The 23,267-nt window shown below is 65.2% G+C and carries 19 protein-coding genes; 10 read left to right on the top strand and 9 right to left on the bottom strand.

What is annotated here, in order from left to right; all coding sequences use genetic code 11:
* Positions 1-29 precede the first annotated feature (29 nt).
* The 4 genes from I5E68_RS10255 to I5E68_RS10240 all read left to right on the top strand — a co-directional run bounded on the left by I5E68_RS10255 (position 30) and on the right by I5E68_RS10240 (position 5,236).
* Entirely contained in the window at positions 30-1,496 is a 1,467-nt protein-coding gene (locus I5E68_RS10255; RefSeq protein WP_197163483.1) for a flavin monoamine oxidase family protein, read from the top strand.
* A gap of 158 nt (positions 1,497-1,654) precedes the next feature.
* Positions 1,655-2,578, top strand: a complete 924-nt coding sequence (locus I5E68_RS10250) for a polysaccharide deacetylase family protein (RefSeq protein WP_197163482.1) — start codon at positions 1,655-1,657, stop codon at positions 2,576-2,578.
* 1 nt (position 2,579) lies between these two features.
* Positions 2,580-3,731, top strand: coding sequence for an FAD-dependent monooxygenase (locus tag I5E68_RS10245; protein WP_197163481.1), 1,152 nt, complete (start codon positions 2,580-2,582; stop codon positions 3,729-3,731).
* Positions 3,731-5,236: an aldehyde dehydrogenase family protein gene (locus I5E68_RS10240; protein ID WP_197163480.1), complete on the top strand. Its 1,506-nt coding sequence runs from the start codon at positions 3,731-3,733 to the stop codon at positions 5,234-5,236. The genes I5E68_RS10245 and I5E68_RS10240 overlap by 1 nt, the downstream gene beginning before the upstream one ends.
* Before the next feature lie 83 nt (positions 5,237-5,319).
* Here I5E68_RS10240 and I5E68_RS10235 read toward each other — a convergent pair whose 3' ends face one another.
* The 5 genes from I5E68_RS10235 to I5E68_RS10215 all read right to left on the bottom strand — a co-directional run bounded on the left by I5E68_RS10235 (position 5,320) and on the right by I5E68_RS10215 (position 12,378).
* On the bottom strand, positions 5,320-6,114 hold the full coding sequence (locus tag I5E68_RS10235; protein WP_197163479.1) for an IclR family transcriptional regulator: 795 nt from the start codon (positions 6,112-6,114) through the stop codon (positions 5,320-5,322).
* Between the two features lie 165 nt (positions 6,115-6,279).
* Positions 6,280-7,398 carry an alcohol dehydrogenase catalytic domain-containing protein gene (locus tag I5E68_RS10230; protein WP_197163478.1) on the bottom strand — a complete coding sequence of 373 codons (1,119 nt, stop codon included), beginning with the start codon at positions 7,396-7,398 and terminating at the stop codon, positions 6,280-6,282.
* 77 nt (positions 7,399-7,475) lie between these two features.
* Positions 7,476-8,336 carry an isocitrate lyase/PEP mutase family protein gene (locus I5E68_RS10225; protein WP_197163476.1) on the bottom strand — a complete coding sequence of 287 codons (861 nt, stop codon included), beginning with the start codon at positions 8,334-8,336 and terminating at the stop codon, positions 7,476-7,478.
* A 105-nt stretch (positions 8,337-8,441) separates the two neighbouring features.
* Positions 8,442-10,313: a hydantoinase B/oxoprolinase family protein gene (locus I5E68_RS10220; RefSeq protein ID WP_197163474.1), complete on the bottom strand. Its 1,872-nt coding sequence runs from the start codon at positions 10,311-10,313 to the stop codon at positions 8,442-8,444.
* A 16-nt stretch (positions 10,314-10,329) separates the two neighbouring features.
* On the bottom strand, positions 10,330-12,378 hold the full coding sequence (locus tag I5E68_RS10215; protein WP_197163472.1) for a hydantoinase/oxoprolinase family protein: 2,049 nt from the start codon (positions 12,376-12,378) through the stop codon (positions 10,330-10,332).
* A 274-nt stretch (positions 12,379-12,652) separates the two neighbouring features.
* Between I5E68_RS10215 and I5E68_RS10210 the strand changes: the two genes are divergently transcribed.
* The 6 genes from I5E68_RS10210 (at position 12,653) to I5E68_RS10185 (ending at position 18,984) form a co-directional block, all read left to right on the top strand.
* Positions 12,653-14,158, top strand: coding sequence for an aldehyde dehydrogenase family protein (locus I5E68_RS10210; protein ID WP_197163470.1), 1,506 nt, complete (start codon positions 12,653-12,655; stop codon positions 14,156-14,158).
* Positions 14,159-14,373: 215 nt separating this feature from the next.
* Positions 14,374-15,588, top strand: a complete 1,215-nt coding sequence (locus I5E68_RS10205) for an FAD-dependent oxidoreductase (protein WP_197163468.1) — start codon at positions 14,374-14,376, stop codon at positions 15,586-15,588.
* A gap of 171 nt (positions 15,589-15,759) precedes the next feature.
* Positions 15,760-16,506: a maleate cis-trans isomerase family protein gene (locus tag I5E68_RS10200; protein WP_197163465.1), complete on the top strand. Its 747-nt coding sequence runs from the start codon at positions 15,760-15,762 to the stop codon at positions 16,504-16,506.
* Positions 16,507-16,674: 168 nt separating this feature from the next.
* Positions 16,675-17,904 carry a class I SAM-dependent methyltransferase gene (locus I5E68_RS10195; protein ID WP_197163463.1) on the top strand — a complete coding sequence of 410 codons (1,230 nt, stop codon included), beginning with the start codon at positions 16,675-16,677 and terminating at the stop codon, positions 17,902-17,904.
* Complete coding sequence (locus I5E68_RS10190) at positions 17,901-18,275, top strand: hypothetical protein (RefSeq protein ID WP_197163460.1); 375 nt, start codon at positions 17,901-17,903, stop codon at positions 18,273-18,275. Before I5E68_RS10195 ends, I5E68_RS10190 begins: the two co-directional genes overlap by 4 nt.
* A 31-nt stretch (positions 18,276-18,306) precedes the next feature.
* Positions 18,307-18,984: a hypothetical protein gene (locus I5E68_RS10185; RefSeq protein ID WP_197163457.1), complete on the top strand. Its 678-nt coding sequence runs from the start codon at positions 18,307-18,309 to the stop codon at positions 18,982-18,984.
* A gap of 193 nt (positions 18,985-19,177) precedes the next feature.
* Here I5E68_RS10185 and I5E68_RS10180 read toward each other — a convergent pair whose 3' ends face one another.
* From I5E68_RS10180 to I5E68_RS10165, 4 genes are read right to left on the bottom strand one after another with little or no spacing between them, the layout of a single operon-like run.
* Positions 19,178-20,371, bottom strand: a complete 1,194-nt coding sequence (locus I5E68_RS10180; RefSeq protein ID WP_197163455.1) for a CaiB/BaiF CoA transferase family protein — start codon at positions 20,369-20,371, stop codon at positions 19,178-19,180.
* Positions 20,368-21,288 carry a hydroxymethylglutaryl-CoA lyase gene (locus tag I5E68_RS10175; RefSeq protein ID WP_197163453.1) on the bottom strand — a complete coding sequence of 307 codons (921 nt, stop codon included), beginning with the start codon at positions 21,286-21,288 and terminating at the stop codon, positions 20,368-20,370. The genes I5E68_RS10180 and I5E68_RS10175 overlap by 4 nt, the downstream gene beginning before the upstream one ends.
* Positions 21,285-21,890, bottom strand: a complete 606-nt coding sequence (leuD, locus tag I5E68_RS10170; protein ID WP_197163451.1) for a 3-isopropylmalate dehydratase small subunit — start codon at positions 21,888-21,890, stop codon at positions 21,285-21,287. The genes I5E68_RS10175 and leuD overlap by 4 nt, the downstream gene beginning before the upstream one ends.
* The gene (locus I5E68_RS10165) at positions 21,887-23,263 is read right to left on the bottom strand and encodes a 3-isopropylmalate dehydratase large subunit (RefSeq protein ID WP_197163449.1); all 1,377 of its coding nucleotides are present in this window, start codon (positions 23,261-23,263) and stop codon (positions 21,887-21,889) included. Before I5E68_RS10165 ends, leuD begins: the two co-directional genes overlap by 4 nt.
* Between the last annotated feature and the right edge of the window lie 4 nt (positions 23,264-23,267).

The raw sequence follows: 23,267 nt of genomic DNA, 5'->3' as shown, positions 1-23,267 counted from the left end.
TGCAAACATTCAGGAGGAAGTCGGGACCCATGGCGATTGACAGGCGTACGTTCACCTTGGGTGCGGCCGCGATGGGGCTGGGCGCGGTGGCAGCAGCCAGCCCGCTCATGTCGGGGATCGCCAGCGCCGCGACGAAGGCGGCGGGCGAGAGCGACGTGCTCATTCTGGGCGCCGGTATCTCGGGCCTCCAGGCAGCGCTGCTGCTCGAGGAAATGGGCCAGTCGGTCACGATCCTCGAGGCCCGGGACCGGGTCGGCGGGCGGATCATGACCCTGCTCGACCAGCCCGGCTATCCCGAGATGGGCTTCAACTCGATGGCCGAAGGGTATGGTCGCGGGCTCGACATCGCCAGTCGCGCCGGTGTGACGATGCAGGAAGTGGGCGCCCGCTACCGCATGGGGCCGCCCTCGCTGCTCTATATCGGCGAAACTCCGCTGACCCGCGAGGAATGGGCCCGCTTCCCGGGCAATCCGTTCCCCGATGCGCTCAAGTCGGTCATGCCTGCCGAGATGGTCGGCATGCTGGTGGCCAAGAACAATCGCCTCGAGGACTGGACCGCCTGGCACGATCCGGCCAATGCCAAGCTCGATATCTCCTTGCACGAATACCTGCGCCAGCAGGGGCTGTCGGACCAGGCGATCCATCTCGCCTACGACATCGCGCCCTATTACGGGATGAACAGCTATGACGTCTCGGCGCTGCTGACTGAGTACAACGACGGCTTCGTCAAGGCGCAGATGGCCGCAGGCATGAAGTCGCTGGCGGTCAAGGGCGGTAACCTGTTGCTCCCGCTCGAACTGGTGAAGCAGGTCAAGGGCGACGTGCTGCTCGGTCGCGAGATCGTGGCGATCACGCAGGACGGCGGCGATGCAGGCGGCAAGGTTACCGTGCACTGTGCCGACGGAGGCCGCTTCTCGGCCGGCAAGGTGATCTGCACGCTGCCGTTCTCGACCCTGCGCAACGTCAGGATCGAGCCGGGCCTTTCGGGCATCCAGGCACAGGCCGTGCAGGAGCTGGGCTATCAGCCGATCTCGATGGTGTTCGTTACCGCCGAGACCCCGTTCTGGGAGCAGGACGGTCTGGCGCCCGGTATGTGGACCGACGGCCTGCTCGGCAACGTCATGCCCCAGCGTTACGGCGAGGACCCCGAGCAGATCACCGGCTTCATCATCCAGGCGCGTGCGACGCTCGCGAACTACTGGGACCGGATGGGCGGCGACGCGGTCAAGGCGATGGTGGTTTCGCGCATCGAACAGTTGCGCCCCGCAGCGAAGGGCAAGATCAAGGCGCATTCCTTCTTCAGCTGGTCGCAGGAGCGGTTCAATGCGGGCGATTTCTCGTACATCGCGCCAGGCCAGGCCGGGTGGGTCAACGAGATGGCAAAGCCCTCGGGCAACCTGCATTTCTGCGGCGAGCACACCGCCACAGCCGCACGCGGGCTCGAGGGCGCGCTTGAATCTGCCGAGCGCGTGGTGCTTGAAGTCCTCGGCGTGTGAGTGAAAGCCCGCTGATGCGCGCGTGCCTCCAGCGCGGAAATCGTGACCGCTGACCGGTCAGCGATGTCCGCAAGTCGGAGAAAGGCCGCGCATCAGTGGGTGCAGAGGCCCGAAATGTGGTTCGGGTCATAGTGAAAGTCGCAAGCGAGAGTTGTCCCATGGAATACGATTACGTCCCCCTGCCACAGCGCAAGCCCCTCAAGTGGCCCAACGGCGCGCGCGTCGCGCTGATGCTCACGTTCAATCTCGAGACCTGGGACCTCACCAAGGATACCGACAAGCCCTACTATGCCGGTGGCCCGTCGATCCTTCCCGACATCCTGCCGGGCAACACCCCCGACTTCCCCAACTTCACCTGGCGTGAATACGGTCAGCGCGTCGGCATCTGGCGCCTGTTCGACCTGTTCGACGAACTGGGCGTGAAGGCCAGCTGCACCACCAACGCGGTCACTTTCGAGCGCCGCAAGGCGATGACCGACGCCGTGCTGGAGCGGGGCTGGGAACTGCTCACGCACAACTGGGAGCAGGGCGAGCTGCTGACCAATTTCGCCCACGACCCCGAAGCCGAGCGCGACGTGGTCATGCGCAGCCTCGCGCAGTTCGAGAAGTACACCGGCCGCAAGTCCAAGGGCTGGCTCTCGTCTTCGCTGCGCGGCACGATGCGCACCGCCGACATCCTCGCCGAGCAGGGCTGCACGTTCTACTGCGACATCATGAACGACGATCAGCCTTACATGCTGCGCACCCCGAACGGTCCGATCGTCTCGGTTCCCTATTCGAACGAGATCAACGACTTCACCTTCATCACCCGCAAGAACTTCACCACCGACCAGTTCCGCGACGCGCTGATCGAGGAACTCGACGTGCTCTATGCCGAGGGCGAGACTTCGGGCCGGATCATGAACGTCGGCCTGCACCCGCATGTCTCGGGCCGTGCGCACCGCGTGCGCGCGATCCGCGAGTTCATCGAGCACGCCAAGTCGCTGCCCGGCGTCTGGTGGGCGACCCGCGAGGAGATCGCCGAGTGGTATCTTCAGAACCACGAGGACCACATCCCCGGCCAGCTCGAAGCGAAGGCCTGACATGAGCCGCCCCGAAACCATCCTCATCGTCGGCGGCGGGATCGCCGGCATGACCGCAGCCTCGGCGATCGCGCAAGCGGGCTTCAAGGTCACGCTGCTCGAAAGCGCGCCTGAATTCGGCGAGATCGGCGCGGGCGTCACGCTTTCCCCCAACGCCATGAAGGGCCTCGATTTCATCGGGGCCTGCGAGGCGGCGACCAAGGCCGGTGTCGAGCCGGCCCGCCAGCGCATTCAGCACTGGGAAGACGGGCGCACGCTCGTCGAGAAGGACCGCACCGGGCAGATGGACAAGTACGGCGCGCCGTACATCACCATCCACCGCGCGGACCTGCACGAGGTGCTGACCGAGACGGCCCGCAACTCGGGTGTAGACCTGCGCTGCGCCTCGCCTGTCGTCTCGAGCGAGGGCACCACGGTCACGCTCGCCGACGGTTCGACCGTCAGTGGCGACCTCCTCATCGGTGCGGACGGCGTGAAGTCGGTCATCCGTGAGCGCTTTGATCCCAAGGAGCCGCACTTCACCGGCCACGTCGCATGGCGTACGTTGGTGCCTGTGACCGAGGACATCAAGGACCTCTCGGACTTCCCCGGCATCATCATCGGCCCCGGCGCGATGATCACGCGCTACAACATCCGCAACTACGAGGCGATGAACCTCGTGTTCTTCGCCCGGCAGGAAGGCTGGAGCGACGATGGCTGGACGACGCCGGTCGACCCCGAAGAAATCCGCAAGGTCTATCAGGGGTGGTGCGGCGACGCGCAGCGTCTGATCGATGCGGCCTGCAAGCAGCCGATGTACAAGTGGGCGCTCAACGCGCGCACCGCGCTCGACAGCTGGATCATCGACGACAACGTCACCCTGATCGGTGACGCTGCCCATGCCATGACGCCGTTCCTCGGCCACGGCGCGGCATGCGGCATCGAGGATGCGGTCGTTCTCGCCCGCGCGCTCAAGGCTTCCGGCACCATTGCCGAAGGTCTCAAGCGTTATCAGGATGCGCGCCATGAACGCGCGACCTTCATTCAGGGCGAGTCCAACAATAACGCAGACCGCATGCAGGGCCAGGACACCTCGCTGTTCGGCCTTGGCGAGATGAAGGACGAGGAATCGCTCGGCCTGTTCGAGTACGATCCGCGCACGGTGGAGGTTTGATGAGCGAGCCAACCCGTTTCGACGGCCACGCCATTGCCCCCGAGACCGAGGCGTTCCTCGGTCAGACCCACAAGCTGCTCATCGGCGGTGAGTGGGTCGAGGGCAGCGGTGAGATGGAGACGCTGGACCCGGCCACGGGTCTGGCGCTCACCACCTTCCAGACCGGCGGCAAGGCCGAGGTCGACAAGGCGGTTGCCGCCGCACGCAAGGCGTTCGACGGCGCTTGGGGCCGCATGACGGTCGCTGCGCGCACCGCGATCCTGCACAAGCTGGCGCGGATCATGGAAGAGAACGCGACGCTCCTCACCGAGCTCGACATTCTCGACAACGGCATGCCGCGCTTCATCGCCGGGCTCACCACCTCGAACGTGGTCGAGATGATCGACTACTACGCCGGCGCCATCATGCGCATCGAGGGCACCACTATCGCCCCGCCGCGCCACATCGCCGACGAGACCGAGGCGCTGACCTACACGCTGCGCGAACCCGTGGGCGTGGCCGGTCAGATCGTGCCGTGGAACGTGCCGCTCTCGACCGCGATCCTCAAGATGGCGCCTGCGCTGGCTGCGGGCTGCACGGTCGTGGTCAAGCCTTCGGAGATGACCCCGCTCTCGGTCCTGGCTCTTGGCCAGATGATCTGCGATGCGGGCTTCCCCGAGGGCGTGGTCAACATCGTAAACGGGCTTGGAGCCGATGCCGGTGCCGCGCTGTCGGAGCATCCGGGCGTCGACAAGATCTCGTTCACCGGCTCGACCGCGACCGGCAAGCGGATCATCGCGGCCTCGATGGGCAACCTCAAGCGCGTGAGCCTAGAACTGGGCGGCAAGAGCCCGGTCATGGTCATGCCCGATGCGGACCTCGAACTGGCCATTCCCGGCGTCTCGATGGCGACCTTCTTCCTGCAGGGTCAGAACTGCATGGCCGGCACGCGCATCTTCGTGCACGAGTCCATCCACGACCAGCTGGTCGAGGGGCTGGCCGGTTTCGCGAACTCCATGACGCTGGGCCATGGCCTCGACATGGGCTCGATGCAGGGGCCGATGATCTCCGACGCGCACAGCGCCAAGGTCATGGGCTACATCGAGGGCGCGAAGGCGGCGGGCGCGACGCTTGAGGCGGGCGGCGAGAAGCTCGACCGTCCGGGCAACTTCATCCGTCCCACGATCTTCACCGATTGCACGCCCGACATGGCTGTGACCCGTGAGGAGATATTCGGCCCGGTGATGGCGATCCAGAAGGTTGCGACCACCGATCTCGACGAGCTTGCCGCGATGGCCAACGACACGCCCTATGGCCTGTCGGGCAGCGTGTGGACCAAGGACCTCTCGACCGCGCATCGCCTGGTCAAGCGCATCCGCTCGGGCCACGTCTCGATCAACTGCCACGGCGCCGTGGGCACCAACATCCCGTTCGGCGGCTACGGCGAATCCGGGTGGGGCCGCGAGTTCGGCAACGAAGGCCTCGACGCTTACCTCGAGACAAAGGCAGTTACTGCCCGCCTCTAGAAGGTCGCCGCCAGCGAACATGAAAAAGGCCGGGAAGCTCCCTCAAGCTTCCCGGCCTTTTTGTATGTTGGGCTTAGGTCGGATCAGGCGTTGCCGACCGGAACCGGGTTCGACAAGTCGTGGCTGATCGCGGCTGCCGCTGCCTTGATGTCCTCGAGATAGAGTTCGAGAGCCTGCGAGAGGCGCATCGCGGCAACGAAGAAGACCATGGTCATCGCGGCCTCGAACTGGCCGTTGCGGAAGATCGGTACCGAGATCGAGGACGTCTTGCCCGGGGTCAGGTTGAAGTGATTGCGGCCCTGAACCGCGTAGCCCTCGGCACGGATGCGCTCGACATCGAGGCTGACCTCGGCGGTTGCGAGGTAGTTGAGGTCGATATCCTGCGAGACGCGCATGAAGCGCAGGATCATCTCGCGTTCGTCATCGGGAGCATAGGCCATCGAGACCTTGCCCGAGGCGCTGTCTAGGATCGGCAGGGTGAAGCCGGGATAGTAGTGCTCGAAAGTCAGCGAGGAATTCGAGTGTGTGGAGTCGCGCAGCATCATCTCGCGCCCGACGCGGATCGCGATCGAGACCGGCCAGCCAATGCGCTTGGTCAGGCTCACGATGTGGGGACGCGCGATGCGAACCAGTTCGTCGTCGTGCTGGAAGCCGGTGGCGAGCGTCTGCACCAGCGCGGTGGGACGATAGCGCTTGCGTGAAGGTTCCTGCTCGATCAGGCCTTCGTAAAGCAGCGTCTGCACGATGCGGCATGCGGTCGGATAGGGCACTTCGGCAGCCTTGGCGATCTCCATCATCGAGAGCGAGCCGTGCCGATTGATCGCCTTCAGCGCCGAGATCGAGCGCGTGATCGAGCGGATTGGAACCCCTTTTTCCATGGTCAGCCTCCCTTGTGCTTTGGCGTTGCCCGAAGAATGACCATTCAATGACGGATGACCGTCGAAATCAACTTTTTATCCGACAGGCGACCACAAGGTTCGCCTGTCGGTACTCAAAAGGCCGGATTTGCGTTGCGTCAATGAAGCGAAAAAATCGCCAGCTGCTTACCAGCCCGGCACGATCACCTGTCGGATAGCTTCGCCCGAAGCGAGCTTGTCCATCGATTCGTTTATTTCCTCCAGCGGCCCGACCGAGGACAGAAGTTTCTCGACCGGCAGGCGACCCGCACGCCACAGCTTGATGTAGCGCGGAATGTCACGGGCCGGGATGGCCGAGCCCATGTAGCTTCCCATCAGAGTCTTGCCGTCAGCGACCAGCGAAACCGCGCTGATTTTGAGTTCCTCGCTCGGATTGGGCAGGCCCACCGTGACGATGCGCCCACCTCGCCGTGCCGAGGCATAGGCAGCCGCAAGAACTGCGGCCTTGCCCACCGTCTCGATGACCACGTCGCTGCCCATTGCGACTTCATCCTCGCCCGGCGCACTGGCGCTCGCGGCCCCCAGCTCGAGCGCCAGCGCACGCTTGGCGGGCGAGGGGTCGATGGCGTGAACCGGCTGTGCACCCGCGGCGAGGGCGCCCAGCAATGCGGACAGGCCGACACCGCCAAGGCCGTAGATGGTGACGCTCTCGCCGGGACGCACCTGTGCGGTGTTCATTACAGCGCCCACGCCGGTCAGCACCGCGCAGCCGAACAGGGCAGCGGTCTCTGCGGGGATATCGGGATCGATTTTTACCAGCGAGCGGCGATCGACCACGGCCTGCGTCGCGAAGGCTGATACGCCCAGGTGATGGTGCACGGTCTCGCCATCGCACGAGAGCCGCGAGCCGCCACGCATGAGCTCGCCCCGGCCATTGGCTGCAGCGCCGACCGAGCACAGGTAGCCTTCGCCTGACATGCACTGCTCGCACTGGCCGCACGAAGGCAGGAACACGAGCACCGCGCGGTCACCCACGGCAAGGCCCGGCTCGTCGGGATCGCCGAGCGCCAGCACCGTTGCCGAGGCTTCGTGACCCAGCGCCATCGGCATCGGGCGGGGACGATCCCCGTTCACCACCGAAAGGTCGGAGTGGCAGATGCCTGCGGCATCGATGCGCACCAGCACTTCGCCGGGCTTGGGATCGGCCAGCTCCAGCGGCTTGACCGTGAGTGGGGCGCTGTCGCCGTAGGGGGTGGCGTGGCCACCGCACTGGGAGAGGACGGCGGCGGCAATCTTGCGGGTCATCGTTCGGGGGGCTCCCTGTCTGGTCTTCTTGGTTTGTCTGTCAGGCGTGGGGTCAACACGCGAGGCGTGGCCCGTGGTCAGGGCACTTGCGCCCACTTCTTTTCGAATGCCGTGACCTCGTCGAAGCCGATCAACGAGGAGAATTCCTTGAAACTGAACAGCCCGTCCGGGTTGGCGGTGCCTTGTTCCTTGAGCCCGCGCAGCGCGTTCTCCATCGCGCTGCAGGCGGCCAGCGCCATGAGCGAGGGGTAGATGGCATAGGCGAGGCCGAGTTCGGCCAGCGTCTCGGCCGAAGGCATGGCCTCGCCCGAGCTGTTCGACATGTTGGCCATGACCGGCAGGGGCAGGTCACGGCAGGCGATGCGGATTTCATCGTTGGTGGCCAGCGCCTCGGGGAAGAGGACATCGGCGCCCGCAGAGGCATAGGCCTCCATGCGGCGCATGACCCCGTCCATGCCCTCGGACTGGTAGGCATCGGTGCGCGCGATGATGACGAAGTTCTCGTCCTGACGCGCGTCGACCGCGACCTTGATCTTCTCGACCATGTCCTGGGCCGCGATGATCCGCTTGTGCGGGGTGTGGCCGCACTTCTTGGGAAATTCCTGGTCTTCGAGCTGGATGGCGGTGACGCCCGCCTCTTCATAGCCCTTGACCGTGTGGTGTACGTTGAGCAGGCCGCCGTATCCGGTGTCGCCATCGGCGATGACCCCGGCCTTGCTCGTGCGAACCAGCGTCTCCATCCGGTTCTTCATTTCGGTGTAGGTGGCGATGCCGGCGTCGGGGAGGCCCCAGGCCGAAGCGGTCAGCCAGTAGCCGGTGCCGTAGACGAGGTCGAAACCCACCTTGTCGGCAATCACGGCTGCAATCATGTCCTGAACGCCGGGAACGGCAAAGAACTTGCCCGCGCGCAGCTTCTCCCGGAAGATCGGATTTGCCATCAGGTATCCTGTCTTGGTCGTTTGCAGGAGCGGTTCATGCCGGTCCGATCCTGTTCTTGGGCTACCGGGAGACGCCCTTGGCGGGCGCCTCCCGTGCAACCGTCCTTACTCGGCCGCTTCCGCCATGCGCCACATGGGCTGCTTGGGGGCGGGGAGGCCGGTTTCTTCGAGGCAGTTCTTGCGCAGGGTTTCGATGTCGGGGCCGAAGTTGAAGACCTCGATCTCGCCGCGCTCGGCGCGCATCTTTTCGCGCAGGGCGCTGGTGGCTGTCTCGTCGACCGCGCCGTCCTTGATGACGACGCCGTAGTCGAGGGCGCCGGTCTCGGTGACGAGGCCCTGGCCGATTTCCTTGAGGATGAGGGCGGGGTCGCGCTCGAGCGGGTCGCCCCAGCCACCGCCGCCCCAAGTGATGAACTGGAGTTCATCGCCCGCTTCGACGGGGTAGTCTTCCAGCTTGTTGCCGACCACGATCTGGGTGCCGTCGGCCTTGGTCAGGATCTTCTTGGCGCGCTTGCCCGGAAGACCGCCGTTGACGCCCCAAGGCGGCACGAACCAGCGGTCGTCGTGGATCGCGATGACGCCCGGCTCATAGAAGCGGTAGACCATGTTGATGCCGTTGCCGCCGCGGTGCAGACCCGCACCGCCGCTGTCGGCGACCGTCTCGTACTTGACGATCTCGAGCGGGAAGTAGCGCTCGAGGAACTCGTTGGGCACGTTGGTGAAGCCGGGGAACAGCGAGTGGCCGTCGGGTCCGTCGCCCATCGGACGACCCGGGATGCCGCCAAAGCCGATCTGGAAGAGCTGGAACCACTTGCCCGCCTTGTCGTGGCCTGCATAGAACAGGTGCGGCGAGGAGGAGAAGCCCGCGGCGTTGAGGAACTCGGGCGTCTTCTGACCAAGGAGGCCGCCCATGATGTCGAACAGGCGTCCGAGCACGTGGGTACGGCCCGAGAGCGCGGCCGGGAACTTGGGCTTGAGCAGCGAGCCTTCCGGGATCCGGATGTCGATCAGCGGGTAGTAGCCGTCGTTGAACAGGATCTGCGGGTCGAAGACCATGATCATGTAGATGCCGAAGAACATGCGCATCATGTTCTCGTTCAAGAGCATGTTGATCGAGGCCTGGCTCTGCGGATCGGTGCCGTCGAAGTCGAGCACGACGCGGCCGTTCTCCTTCCACATCGTGCACTTGATCTTGTAGGGGCCAAAGCCCATGCCATCGTCGCAGATGTAGTCCTCGAACGAGACGGGCGTCTCGCCGATCGAGCTCTCGATGAGCTGCTGCATGGCGCGGTAGTTGCGGTCGAGCAGCAGGTTGGTCGCCGAGACGAAGATGTCATCGCCGAAGCGCGTCGCCATCTCGACCACGCGGTTGGCGGCGACGCGGCACGAGGCGATCAGGGCGTTCAAGTCCGCCTTGCACCAGTCGGGCATGCGCGACTGGTGCATGACCAGCTTGATGAGGTCCTCGTTGTACTCACCCTTCTTCCAGATCTTGACGGGCGGGATGCGCACGCCTTCCTGGAAGATCTCGGTGGCGTGGATCGGCATGGAGCCCGGCACCATGCCGCCGATGTCGCTCTGGTGGCCGAACATCGAGGTGTAGGCGATGAGGCGGCCGTCCTTGAAGACGGGGAGCAGGACGAGCCAGTCGTTGCAGTGGCTGATCGCGCCGCCGACCGAGTAGGGGTCGGACAGGAAGATCATGTCGCCGTCTTCCACGGTGCCTTCATAACCTTCGAGGAAGGGGCCGATATAGGAGCCGAACTGGCCCACGATCATGCGTCCCTTGTGGTCGGCGATGAGCGGGAAGGCGTCGCCCTGTTCGCGGATGCCGGGCGACATGGCGGTGCGCACGAGGGTCGCGTCCATCTCGATGCGGGCGTTGCGAAGGGCGTTCTCGATGACTTCGAGGGTGACCGGATCGATCTCGATCTTCTCGAAGGGGGTTTCGTTGGCCTGAATGATCTGTGCGGGCATTAGAGAGTTCCTTCGCTCACTTCAGGTTGATGAGGATGTTGCCGTAGGCATCGACGGTGCCGGTGCAGTCGGCTTCGATGAGCGTGGTGGAGTCCATCTCGGTGACGATGGCCGGACCCTGGATCACGTCGTTCGCCTTGAGCTTGGAACGGTCGTAGATCACGGCAGGGACCATCTTGCCATCGGCCCACAGCTGGTGGTCGCGCACCTTGGCCTCGACGGGATCGCCGTTGCCTTCGGGAAGGCGCTGGGCTTCGAGGTCGAGGACGGGGCCGAGCGCCACGGCGCGCAGGTTCACCAGCTCGTGCTCGCTATCCATCTTGAAGGTGAAGAGGCGCTCGTGCTCATCGTCGAAGCGCGCGATGATCGCGGCAAGGCCACCCGACTTGAAGGTCTCGGGATCGATCGAAAGCGGCACTTCGAAGGCCTGGCCCTCGTAGCGCACGTCGAGTTCGAACTCGACGGTGACGTCGCTGGCGTCGATGCCCTCGCTGGTGAGTTCCTTCGTGGTCTGCGCGGCCATCTCTTCGAGCTGGGCGAGAACGTCGGCTTCCTCGGTGCTGGAGAACGACTTGGAGTACGAACGCGCGGTCTCGGTGCGCATGCGGGTGGTCGCATCGCCAAGGGCGCAGAGCACACCGGGCGAGACCGGCGAGACGGCGGGCCAGGAGCCCATCAGCTTGGCAACGGCGTTGACGTGGAGCGGACCCGCCCCGCCAAAGCCCATGACCGCGAAGTGACGCGGGTCGTAGCCCTGCTGGACCGAGATCATGCGCAGCGCGCCGAACATGTTCTCGTTGACGATGTCGATGATGCCGCGCGCGGCTTCCATGACATCGATGCCGAGCTTGTCGGCGACGGTCTGGACAGCCGCCTTGGCGCCTTCACGGTCGAGCTTGAAGGTGCCGCCCAGAAGGTTCTCGGGAAGGTAGCCCAGCACGACGTTGGCGTCGGTCACGGTCGGCAGGGTGCCGCCCTTGTTGTAGGCAACCGGACCCGGGACGGCGCCGGCCGATTCAGGCCCCACGCGCAGCGCGCCGGTGAGCTCGGGGACATAGGCGATCGAGCCGCCGCCCGCGCCCACGGTCTTCACGTCCAGAGCCGAGGCGCGCACCGAAAGGTGGCCCACTTCGGTGGTGCGCACGCGCCGTGCCTCGAGGTTCTCGATGAGCGCGACGTCGGTCGAGGTACCGCCCACGTCCAGCGTCAGGATGTTCTTGATCCCTGCGTTCTTGCCGACCCACAGCGCGCCGGTGACGCCGCCCGCCGGGCCCGACATGAGCAGGGCAACCGGGTGCTCCTCGGACTTCTCCGAGGACTGCAGACCGCCGTCCGAACGCAGCAGCGAGAGCGAGCCGGCCATGCCGCCCTTGCGCAGGTTGTCGCGCAGGTTGCGGACATAGTTGCCCACCACTGGGCGCACCGCGGCGTTGGCGACGGTGGTGAGGGTACGCTCGTATTCCTGCATCTCGGGCAGGACTTCGTGGCTGAGCGAGACGGGAAGCTCGGGGCAGATCTCGGCGGCGAGTTCGCCGATGCGCTTCTCGTGCGCACCGTTGAGGTAGCCGTTCATGAGCGAAACGGTGAGCGCCTGGACGCCCGAAGCCTTGAGCTTGGTCAGCACGTCGCGGATCTGCGCTTCGTCGATCTCGCGCACTTCCTCGCCTTGCGCGTTCATGCGCCCGGCGACCTCGAAGGTGTCTTCCAGCGCGGCGAGCGGCACGGGCTTGGGCCACACGATCCAGCCTGCAAGACCGCCCGGCACGAAGGAGCGGGCGATCTGCATGACCTGGCGGTAGCCTTCGGACGTGATGAGCCCGACGCGCGCGCCCTTGCCCTCAAGCACGGCGTTGGTCGCGACGGTCGTGCCGTGCAGGAAGAACTCGATGTCCGCCGGCGTGATCCCCGCCTTCTCGCAGATCGCACCCAGACCGTTCAGGATACCTTCCGAACTGTCATGCGGCGTCGACGGCGTCTTGTGCCGGAAGAACGAGCCGTCCTGCTGGTTGAACAAAAGCAAATCGGTGAACGTCCCTCCGACGTCTACACCCAAACGATAGGTCATGGTCTGCCCATCCACTTTCTGCCACTTGGCGCTGATACTGCTACCCCGGGACCTTGCCGCTGAGCGACTGCCGGTGCCCGATAGGTATTTGCTACTGATATCTCGGGGCGGTGCCCGTTCACGACGCCGCCTGTCGTGATTAAGGGCTAACGCTGAGCGGTCGGGATGCGCGGCTTGCGGACAGAGTTATCCGCCAAGCGACTTTTCGCATTGGCATTGCCACGCGCCTGCGGGCATCTGCACTAGAACGGCGGCAACAAAGGAGATCTCGAAAATGCCACTCGACCTCGCCACCCTGCGTCCCGACACAAGGCAGTTCCTCGCGCGCCGTGCGCAAGGGGAGGGGCTCCTCATCGACGGGCAGTGGGTCGCATCGGCCAGCGGCCAGACTTTCGCGACGACCGATCCCGCAACCGGGACCGAGCTGGGGCGCATTGCCGCCGCCGGTGCCAGCGACGTCGATGCTGCGGTCGGCGCCGCGCGCGCCGCGCAGGCAGGATGGGCCGCGACCGTTCCGGTCGAGCGCTCGCGCATCCTGTGGAAGATCGCCGATCTGATCGAAGCCAATATCGACGAACTCGCCGAACTCGAGACGCTCGATCAGGGCAAGCCGCTGTTCGTCGGGCGCTGGGCCGAGATCCCCGGCGCGGTCAACCAGTTCCGCTTCTTCGCGGGTCAGGCGATGACCATCGAAGGCAACACGATCGAGAGCTCGATCAACTACCAGCCCGCTGGCAAGCAGATGCGTTCGTGGACCACGCGCGAGGCGGTCGGGGTCGTGGCCGCGATCGTGCCGTGGAACTCGCCGCTGGTGCTGACCGCGATGAAGCTGGCGCCGGCGCTGGCTGCGGGGTGCACACTGGTGCTCAAGCCCGCTGAAGACACCTCGCTCAGCGCCCTGCGCCTCGCCGAACTGATGATGGAGGCGGGCCTTCCCGCAGGCGTGCTCAACGTCGTCACCGGGCTCGGCGGCGAGACCGGGGCAGCGCTGGCAAGCCACAAGGACGTCGACAAGATCGCCTTTACCGGCTCGACCGCTACGGGGCGCGCGGTGCTCGATGCAGCCAAGACCAACTTCAAGCGCGTGACCCTCGAACTGGGCGGCAAGTCGCCTTCCATCATCATGCCCGATGCCGACCTTGCCCAGGCGATCCCGGGGGTTGCCAACGCGATCTACTTCAACAGCGGACAGGTCTGCATCGCCGGTTCGCGCCTCTACGTGCACCGCTCCGTCCACGATGAGGTCGTCGAAGGCGTCGCGCAATATGCCAAGGGGCTCAAGCTCGGGCACGGCCTGCAAGCCGATACGCAGATGGGACCGGTGGTCTCGCTGCGCCATGCCGAGCGGGTCGAGGGCTTCCTCGAGCGCGCCCGTTCGCAGGGAGCAACGATGCTGGCGGGCGGCGAGCGGACCGGCGAGGCCGGGACCTTCATCACCCCGACCCTCGTCGTCGACGTCAAGCCCGACATGGAAATCGTGCGCGAGGAAGTCTTCGGCCCGGTCCTCGTGGCGCAGGCCTTCGACGATGTCGAGGAAGTCATCGCCGCCGCCAACGACAGCGAATATGGCCTTGCTGCCAGCGTCTGGACCGAGGGGCTGAGCAACGCCCATCGCATGTCGAGCGCGATCAAGGCGGGTACGGTCTGGATCAACTGTCATGCCATGTACGATCCCGCGCTGGCGATCGGTGGCGTCAAGCAGTCGGGCTGGGGTCGTGACAGCGGCAAGCAGGCCATGGATAACTACCTCGAGTGGAAGACCGTCTGCGCCGTCGTGTAAAGACGAAGTGCGCGTCGCTCACCGAGCGCACTTCTACGGTAATCAGAGAGAAGGGGGTGCATCCGCGCCCCCTTTTTCTTGTCGCCGTCCAGTCGATTTGGAGCGTCGATCGCCCCGGCGTCACCGCAAGTCGGATATTTCACCGGTAGCGAGCCGGGAGGGCGCCCCCCCGGTCCATACCCTTGGTCGATTACAGGCCAGGGAGTCAGCTTGATATGGCGACAGTTGAACGATGCCAGGTGGCGATCGCGGGGGCGGGACCGGTCGGAACGGTTCTGGCGACGCTTCTGGCTCAGGCGGGCGTGGACGTGGTTGTCTTTGAAGCGGGCAGTGAGTGTGCCCAGGACCTTCGTGCCTCGACCTTCCATCCGCCGACGCTCGAAATGCTCGATCGCATCGGCATTACGGACATGCTGATCGAGAAGGGGCTCAAGGCGCCGATCTATCACTGGCGCGATCGCGAGACCGGTGACGTCATCGACTTCGACCTCGCCGAGATCGCGGACGTGACCAAGTACCCTTTCCGCATTCAGTGCGAGCAGTACCACCTCTCGCAAGGCCTCGCTGAAGGCCTGGGCAAGTACCCCAATGCCAAGGTACGTTTCAGTAGCCGGCTGCTGACCTTCGAGCAGGACGCCGACGGTGTCGACGTTGCCATCGAGACGATGACCGGCATCGACAAGCTGCGCTGCGACTTCCTCGTCGGTGCCGACGGTGCGAACTCGATCGTGCGCAAGTGGCTGGGCATCGAATTCGACGGCTTCACGTATCCCGAGCGCTTCCTGACGCTCTCGACCGAGGTGGAACTGGCCGACTACCTGCCCAACCTTTGCTACGTGAACTACGTCAGCGACCCGGACGAATGGCTGGTCCTGCTGCGCGTGCCTTCGGTATGGCGCGTGCTGGTGCCGACCGATCCCGAGGCCGACGAGGACTACCTGCGTTCGGACGAGGTCAAGAACGGCATCTTTGATCGTCTCATCGGCGAGGGCAAGGGCAAGGACGTCAAGACCGGCCACCGCACGCTCTACCGCGTCCACCAGCGCGTCGCGAAGTCGTTCCGCGAGGGGCGCGTCATGCTCTGCGGCGATGCCGCGCATCTCAACAATCCGCTTGGTGGCTTCGGCATGAATTCGGGCATCCACGATGCCGTGAACCTGTTCGAGAAGCTGCTGCCGGTCATCGAGGGCAAGGCAGACATGGATGCCAACCTCTCGCTCTACGACCGTCAGCGCCGCGAAGTGACGCACAGCTTCACCCAGATGCAGACCAAGGCCAACATGGCCATGATCAAGGGCGGGCAGGACGAGGCGCACCAGAAGCGCCGCGAGAACATGCTCGCGATCAAGGCCGATCCCGAGAAGCGCCGCGCCTACATGCTGCGCCAGGCCATGTTCGAGAGCCTTGAGCAGGCCGCGGCAATCACCTGAACTGCCGATCCCGGACGGTTAGGGCCTGCAAATGCCCTTTCCGTTCGCGGGCCCATCGGGTCGCACCCTTGGGGCCAACGAATTCAGAGCGAACCACAAGAACCGCAACGAGCGGTCGGGGAGAATGATCCTTCAACCCGCGGGGGAGAGACCCGCAAGAGGAGTAGTGCAATGGTAGACGTACTCGGTTGGCGCAAGCTGCTGGGGGTCATCGCGCCGTCCACCAATACCGTGGTCCAGCCCGACATGGAGCGTATGCGTCCCGAAGGCGTGACCAACCATTTCTCGCGCATCTTCGTGGAAGACCCGCTGGCGCTCTCGAACGAGGACTTCATCGCGGGCACCACCAAGATCGCGGAGAGCACGCTGGACGCGGTTGCCTCGGTGATGACCTGCAAGCCCGATTATCTCGTGCTCGGCATGTCGGCTGTCACTTTCTACGGCGGCGTCGAGGGTGCGCGGGCCTGGAAGAAGCAGGTCGAGGACTTCGCCGGCGTCGGCGCCTCGACGGGCGCGGAATCGGTCGCGGCCGCGCTCAAGGCATACGGCAACGTCAAGACGGTCAGCTTCGTCTCGCCCTATTACCCCGTCGCCAATGCCGAAGTGCGCCGCTTCCTCGAGGAATCGGGCTTCGAGGTGAAGAAGGACATTCCGCTCCAGTGCAAGCGCTGGACCGATATCGCCAAGGTCACGCCCGAGACGCTTGACGGTGTGATTGCCGAACTCGACGGCGATGATGTCGATGCGATCGTGCAGGTCGGCACCAACCTGTCGATGGTCGATATCGCGGCGAAGTACGAAGCGAAGCTGGCCAAGCCGGTCATCGCGATCAATGCCGCGACCTACTGGCACGGGCTGCGCGCCTGCGGGATCGAAGACAAGATCGAGGGGCTGGGGCGCCTGCTCGCCGAGTTCTGATCGGGACGCAACTGCGCTCATTCGACGGGGGCCGGTACGCGTGTGCCGGGCCCCGTTTCTATTTGTTATAGATTTGACTCAAATCAACCTCGACGAGCGCGACTTGGCCTAGACCATCAAGGCGACCCTGCTGGCAATCTCGCCACAGGCGCCACGATGGAGGGCCTCATGACCAGTCCGCTACCGCCACCCTATACCGCCTTGCAACGCCACGCGGTGATGCCGCAGGCGAGCCATGACGAGGCGGCACGGTTCAACTTCGTCACCCATTTCAATCGCTACCTTGCCGCCGACCTCGGCGCGGGCAACCGGCTCGCTTACGAGACCCGCGTCAAGCCGGCGTTTCGCGCCGTGCATGGCCGCGACCCGGTCTCTCGCGAGGAAATCCGGGTCGCGATGAACGAGGATCCCTGGCACCGCACATGGTCGGCGCTCAAGCGCAACACCATGGAGATGCGCCAGCAAAACGGGCGCCAGTTGGTGCTGCGTCAGATCGACGAGACCGATGCGAAGGTCGCCGCCTGCAACGCGCAAGCCGGCCTGCTCGAACTCGATCCCGCGATCTCCCAGCCCGAATACGTGACCTGCGTCGACATCCATTGCCAGCCCGGCAGCTATCACGGTGAGGAACGGCCTGGCGATGTCAGCGTCGCGGCGAACTACGACGTCGGCCTGTTTGCGACGACCGGCGGGGCGCTGGGAAGTCTCAACAATGGCGGAGGCAGGGCCCTGGTCGAATGGGCACGTGCCAATCGACCCGACTGGCGGCCCGAACGCATCCTCGATGTCGGCTGCACCGTCGGACACAACGCAGTGCCGCTGGCGCAGGGATTTCCGGAGGCAGAAGTTACCGCGATCGACACCGCTGCACCGGTGCTGCGCTACGGTGCGGCGCGCGCGGCGGCTCTGGGGGTCGGGAACATCCGCTTCGTTCAGGCCAATGCCGAGGATCTCTCGCGTTTTCCCGACGACCACTTCGACTGGGTCCAGACCACCATGTTCCTGCACGAGACATCCGCTGCTGCCATGCCGCGCATCATCGCCGAATGCTGCCGCGTGCTGAAGCCGGGCGGGCTCATGCTGCACGTCGAGCAGCCGCAATACGGCCCCGAGATGCCCTTGTTCGAGCAGTTCATGCGCGACTGGGATGCCTACAACAACAACGAGCCGTTCTGGTCGGCGATGCACGGGATCGACATGGCAAAGGTCATGGCCGAGGCCGGATTTCCCGAAACGGAGCAGTTTGTGACCGGTGTGCGGTCAGTTCCCGATAAGGCGCTGTTTGGCGCGTCGCCGGATGGCGAACAGGAAGACTATGGACGGGCGGCCATCTGGAATGCCTACGGAGCCTGGAAACCCCCGGTCAGCGTGAACGCAGGACAGGAGATCCCGGCATGACGCAGGATATCGACTGGATCGCACGTTCGGGAGCACGCGCCAAGGGCGGGCGACCGGCCTATTTCGACGAGATGGCCGTTGACCGCCTCTATTCGCTGACGCTCGCGCTCACCGCCGAACTGGCAGCGACGCGTGAGCGCCTCGATACGCTCGAACGCCTCCTCGACAAGGGGGGCTCGCTCGATCGGGCCGCGCTCGAAACCTACGCACCGGACCGCGAGGCCGGTGAGGAACGGGGAAATGCCATGAGGGCGTATATCGCCCGCGTCATGCGCGGCTTCCAGCAGGAAGTCGAGGCCATGGAGAATCCCGACCCGCCCGTCACCGACTGGGTGGATCGGCTCTCCGCACCGGCAAGCGCATCGGCTTAGGGGCGGCTCCCCCTATTGAAAGGGGATAGTCGTGATTGAAGAAGTACTGGTGCTTCGCTGGGTCCACATCGTCGCCATGGTCTACTGGCTTGGCGGCGAATGGGGCGTCTTCCAGACGAGCTACAATATCATCAACCGCAAGCTCTCGATGGAGGAGCGCCGTCGCCACATGGAGACGGCCTACCGCATCGACATTCTTGCACGCACCGGCATCATCACGCTGTTGCCGCTGGGTCTGCACATGGGGCACATCTACGGCCTGCAGCCCTACGGTGGCGGTTTCCTGACGGCGATGTGGATCTTCGTCGCCTGCTGGCTGGGGCTCTGCTGGGCCGCCTTCATCAAGCGCGAGACCGACATCGGCGTGACCCTGACCAAGCTCGACGAGAAGATCCGCTGGGTGCTGATCCCCGCAATCTTCATCGTCGGCATCTCCTCGCTGCTGGGCCATGGTCCGCTCGAGGCGGGCGAGGGCATGCGCTGGTATGCGACCAAGCTGACGCTCTACGGCTTCACGCTGTGCATCGGACTTGGCCTGCGCTGGATCATGCGCCTGTGGACGGTGCGCTTCCGTCGTCTGGCCGAGGGGCCCAACCCCAAGGAAGAGGCGGCGCTCGAGCGCGAATTCCTCTATGGTCGCATGATGGCCTATGTATACTGGATCACGATTGCCGGCATCTGCTTCCTCGGCACGGTCAAGCCGTTCTGAACGGCCACCGTCTTCGCGGAAAGTCGATGTTCTGAAAAACGGACAATCGCAGGAGGAAAGGGGCGGCTCGCAAGGGTCGCCCCTTTTTTTGCCTGCATTCCGAGCGAGCGATGGTGCTGCGAATGTTGCGCAAAAAAGGGGCCCCGGTGCAGCGCTGCACCGGGGCCCTTTTTTGCTTCGGGAGCGGTCCGTGTCAGGCAGTTCCGACCGCGCCCGAACTCGTCAGCGCGGCAATGCGTTCGTCGCTGTACCCCAGTGCTGCAAGCACCGCGCGGCTGTCCTGCCCGGCACTGGGCAAGGTTACGTGCGAGCCGGGGCGCTTTCCGCCCATCTGCAGCGGGATGGTGGGCAGGCGGGTCTGCTCGCCACTATCGAGCGTGACGTCCTCGAGCCCGCCTTCGGCGAGCTGGGGATCGTCGAACATGTCCTCGGGACGACCGATCGGCGCAAAGGGAAGGCCGGTCCCCTCGAGCATGGCGACGATCTCGTCGCGGGTCATGCCGGCGAACATCTCGCGCACCTGCGGCAGGATGCGATCACGGGCCTTCACGCGCTCGTTGTTGGTGCGGATGCTCTCGTCCGCCCAGAGATCGTCGAGCTGGAACACGCGGCAGAACTTCTCCCACAGCACGTCCGAGACGACACCGATGAAGACCGGTTCGTCCCTGGTCTCGAACACGTCGTAGATCGCCCAGGCCGATATGCGCGCGGGCATCGGGCTCGCCGCCTTGCCGGTCACCGCGAACTGCGCCATGTGCTGGCCGACGAGGTAGATCGTGGTCTCGAACAGGCTGGCGACGACCTTCTGGCCCTTGCCGGTGCGGTGGCGTTCCTCGAGCGCTGCAAGCACGCCGATCACGCCGAACATGCCGCCGGTCACGTCGACGACGCTGGACCCTGCGCGCAAGGGGCGCCCCGGAGGGCCGGTCATGTAGGCGAGACCGCCCATCATCTGCGCCACTTCATCGAGCGCGGTGCGCTCTTCGTAAGGGCCGGGCAAGAAGCCTTTTTCCGAGCAGTAGATGATGCCCGGATTGGTCTCGGCCAGCGTCTCGTAGGAGAGGCCGAGGCGGTCGAGTGCGCCGGGGCGAAAGTTCTCGACGAGGATATCTGCCTTGGCGCAAAGGTCCTTGGCAACCGCGATGCCGTCGTCGCTCTTGAGATCGAGGCAGATCGACTGCTTGCCGCGATTGTACATCGGGAAGTAGCCCGAGCCCGAACCCAGCAGCTTGCGGGTGCGGTCTCCGCCGATGGGTTCGATGCGGATCACCTCCGCGCCGAGCCCGGCGAGGATGTGGCCGACCGTGGGGCCCATGACCATGTGCGTGAATTCGATGACCGTGATCCCGGCCAGCGGCGTCGGCGCGCCGTTCGTCTCAGCGCTCATCGCGCAATCCTTTCCTTGTAGTCCAGCATCGGACCTGCATCGGGCGTGAAGCCGTAAAGCGGCTCGCCGGGAAGCGCCTCGGTCAGGATCGACCGCACTTCGAGCAGTTTTTCCAGATCGATGCCGGTGTCGTAACCCATCGAATTGAGCATCAGCACGAGGTCCTCGGTGACTAGATTGCCCGAGGCGCCCGGCGCATAAGGGCAGCCGCCAAGGCCGCCGAGCGAGGAATCGATCGTGGTGATCCCTTCTTCCAGGCCCGCCAGCGCGTTGGCGAGGCCAAGGCCGCGCGTATTGTGCAGGTGCAGCGTGGTGAGCATGTCATCGCCGACGGCGGCCTTGACCTTGCGCACGAGCCGCTTGACCTGTGCAGGGTCGGCATAGCCGGTGGTGTCCGAAAGGCTGAATTCCTGCCCACCCGCTTCGGCGGCCGCGACGGCAAGGCGCACCACGGTGTCTTCGGGAACCGCGCCCTCGATGGTACAGCCGAACGCGGTCGAGAGACCCACCGCGAAGTGGATCCCGGCATCCTTCGCAATTTCTGCCACCTTCGCGATCTCGGCGAGCATCGCGGGGTGGTCCTTCTTTACGTTGCGGATCGAGTGCGTCTCGCTCAGCGAGAAGGGGATCGACATGCCGTGAACGCCCGCCTTCGCCGCGTTTTCCGCACCGCGCGCGTTGGGGACGAGCGCGACCACGTTGAGGCCTTCGATGCCCTTGGCGAACTCCACCAGTTCAGGCGTGTCAGCCATCTGAGGGAGGAGCTTGGGGGGCACGAAACTGCCGACCTCGATCTCCTTGACGCCCGCGGCGGCCTCGGCAGCGATCCAGGCCTTCTTGGCTTCGAGCGGCATCACCTGCTTGATCGACTGCAGGCCGTCACGCGGGCCGACTTCGGAAATGAGAATTTCGGTCATGCGGTCTTCTCTAGATAGACCCAGGGACGCGCCGTGCGGTCGGCGTCGGTCCATGCCTCGATGGCGGGCAGGGCCTTCAATGTGAGGTCGATCACGTCGAGGCCTTCGAGCAGCATCGTGCGCGGCTCGTCCTCGATCGTGAAGCTGTGCGTGGTCTCTCCGGCCGTGACCGTCTGCGCGGGCAGGTCTACCGTGATCTCCTGCCAGGCCAGCGCATCGACATCGGCACGGGGCAGGGTGATCGGAAGCACGCCGTTGCGGATGCAGTTGGCGCGGAAGATCGGCGCGAAGCTCTCGGCGATGACGCAGCGGATGCCGTACTCGACCAGCGCCCAGACCGCGTGCTCGCGGCTCGACCCGCAGCCGAAGTTGGCGCCGCCCAGGATCACCTGTCCGCCCCTGGCCTCGGGCATGTTGAGCTCGAAGCTGGGATCGGGGGTGCGTGCGGCAACATCGCTGTAGCGCCATGGCGCGAAGAGGCCTTCGGCAAGGCCGGTACGCCCGGTGCTCTTCATCTCGCGGCTCGGGATGATCGCGTCGGTGTCGACGTTGTCGCGCAGGATCGGCACGGCAACCGAGGTGAGGGTAGTGAAGGGGGTCACTGCGCGCTCTCCCTGGCCAGCTCGCGCGGGTCGGCGATGACACCCGCGACAGCGCTCGCGATCACGGTTTCGGGGCTCGCAATATGGGTGCGGATGCCCGGTCCCTGACGACCTTCGAAATTGCGGTTGGTCGAGCTGATTGTGCGGCTGCCTTCGGGGAAGCGTTCGCCGCCCGCGAAGAAGCACAGCGAGCACCCGCTCGCGCGCCATTCGAACCCGGCCTCGGTGAAAATCGTGTCCAGCCCCTCGGCTTCGGCGGCGCGCTTGACCGCAGAGCTGCCCGGCACGACCATCGCCTTCCTGATCGTGTCGGCGACCCTGTGGCCCTTCACCAGCGCGGCAGCGCGGCGAAGGTCGGAGAGGCGCGCGTTGGTGCACGAACCGATGAAGGCCACGTCGATGGGCGTGCCGAGCATCGCCGCGCCCGGTGCGAGGTCAATGTACCGGTGCGCGCGCTCGGGGCCCTGCGGTACCGCGCCGTCAATCGGCATCGAATGCTGAGGGCTGGTGCCCCAGCTGACCATCGGGGCCAGCGAGGCCGCATCGATCACGATCTCGGTATCGAAGGTTGCACCTTCGTCCGACCTGAGCGTCTTCCAGTAGGGATCGTCGAAGTTCGCGGGGGCATAGCGGCGCCCAGCGAGGTATGCGAAGGTCTTGGCATCAGGCGCGATGAAGCCGGCCATGGCCGAGAATTCGGTCGCCATGTTGCACAAGGTCATGCGCGCCTCGATGTCGAGTGCCTCGACCGCCTCGCCCGCGAACTCGACCGCATGGCCTGCGCCGCCGCCCGCGCCGTGCGCCGCGATGAGGGCGAGGGCCATGTCCTTGGCGGTGACGCCCGCAGCGAGCTTTCCGGTGAAGGTGACGCGCATGGTCCGGGGCTTGTCGAGCCGCAGCACGCCGGTCGCCATGGCGTGCTCTGCCTCGCTCGAGCCGATACCCCAGGCGAGGGCGCCCAATGCGCCTTGCGTGCAGGTATGGCTGTCGGGGGCGACGAGGGTCACACCCGGCAGCACGATGCCCAGTTCGGGCGAGATCACATGCGTGATGCCCTGATCGGGATCGTTGACGTCGAACAGGGTGATGCCGGCAGCATGGGCCGCAGCACGCGTCTCGGTGATGAAGGCCGAGCCGCCTTCCATCAGGGTCCCGTCGCCGCGCCCGATGCGGGTGTCGACGATATGGTCCATCACCGCGAAGACGCGCGCGGGATCGCGGACCGGACGGCCTGCCGCGGCCATCGACTTGAGCGCCGCGGCGCCAGTGCGTTCATGCAGGAAGACGCGGTCGATCGCGACGAGCGCGGAGCCGCTCGGCATCGTATCGACGCAATGCGCCTGCCAGATTTTCTCGAAAAGGGTACTGGGCATGGAC

The sequence above is a fragment of the Novosphingobium aureum genome, assembly GCF_015865035.1.
Lineage (GTDB): Bacteria > Pseudomonadota > Alphaproteobacteria > Sphingomonadales > Sphingomonadaceae > Novosphingobium > Novosphingobium aureum.
The sequence above is the reverse complement of the archived record's forward strand: the minus strand, read 5'-3'. Positions and strand labels throughout refer to the sequence as shown.

Coding starts and splice junctions, on each gene's coding strand:
- I5E68_RS10255 (WP_197163483.1), top strand. CDS start 30: ATGGCGATTGACAGGCGTACGTTCACCTTGGGTGCGGCCGCGATGGGG.
- I5E68_RS10250 (WP_197163482.1), top strand. CDS start 1,655: ATGGAATACGATTACGTCCCCCTGCCACAGCGCAAGCCCCTCAAGTGG.
- I5E68_RS10245 (WP_197163481.1), top strand. CDS start 2,580: ATGAGCCGCCCCGAAACCATCCTCATCGTCGGCGGCGGGATCGCCGGC.
- I5E68_RS10240 (WP_197163480.1), top strand. CDS start 3,731: ATGAGCGAGCCAACCCGTTTCGACGGCCACGCCATTGCCCCCGAGACC.
- I5E68_RS10235 (WP_197163479.1), bottom strand. CDS start 6,114: ATGGAAAAAGGGGTTCCAATCCGCTCGATCACGCGCTCGATCTCGGCG.
- I5E68_RS10230 (WP_197163478.1), bottom strand. CDS start 7,398: ATGACCCGCAAGATTGCCGCCGCCGTCCTCTCCCAGTGCGGTGGCCAC.
- I5E68_RS10225 (WP_197163476.1), bottom strand. CDS start 8,336: ATGGCAAATCCGATCTTCCGGGAGAAGCTGCGCGCGGGCAAGTTCTTT.
- I5E68_RS10220 (WP_197163474.1), bottom strand. CDS start 10,313: ATGCCCGCACAGATCATTCAGGCCAACGAAACCCCCTTCGAGAAGATC.
- I5E68_RS10215 (WP_197163472.1), bottom strand. CDS start 12,378: ATGACCTATCGTTTGGGTGTAGACGTCGGAGGGACGTTCACCGATTTG.
- I5E68_RS10210 (WP_197163470.1), top strand. CDS start 12,653: ATGCCACTCGACCTCGCCACCCTGCGTCCCGACACAAGGCAGTTCCTC.
- I5E68_RS10205 (WP_197163468.1), top strand. CDS start 14,374: ATGGCGACAGTTGAACGATGCCAGGTGGCGATCGCGGGGGCGGGACCG.
- I5E68_RS10200 (WP_197163465.1), top strand. CDS start 15,760: ATGGTAGACGTACTCGGTTGGCGCAAGCTGCTGGGGGTCATCGCGCCG.
- I5E68_RS10195 (WP_197163463.1), top strand. CDS start 16,675: ATGACCAGTCCGCTACCGCCACCCTATACCGCCTTGCAACGCCACGCG.
- I5E68_RS10190 (WP_197163460.1), top strand. CDS start 17,901: ATGACGCAGGATATCGACTGGATCGCACGTTCGGGAGCACGCGCCAAG.
- I5E68_RS10180 (WP_197163455.1), bottom strand. CDS start 20,371: ATGAGCGCTGAGACGAACGGCGCGCCGACGCCGCTGGCCGGGATCACG.
- I5E68_RS10175 (WP_197163453.1), bottom strand. CDS start 21,288: ATGACCGAAATTCTCATTTCCGAAGTCGGCCCGCGTGACGGCCTGCAG.
- I5E68_RS10165 (WP_197163449.1), bottom strand. CDS start 23,263: ATGCCCAGTACCCTTTTCGAGAAAATCTGGCAGGCGCATTGCGTCGAT.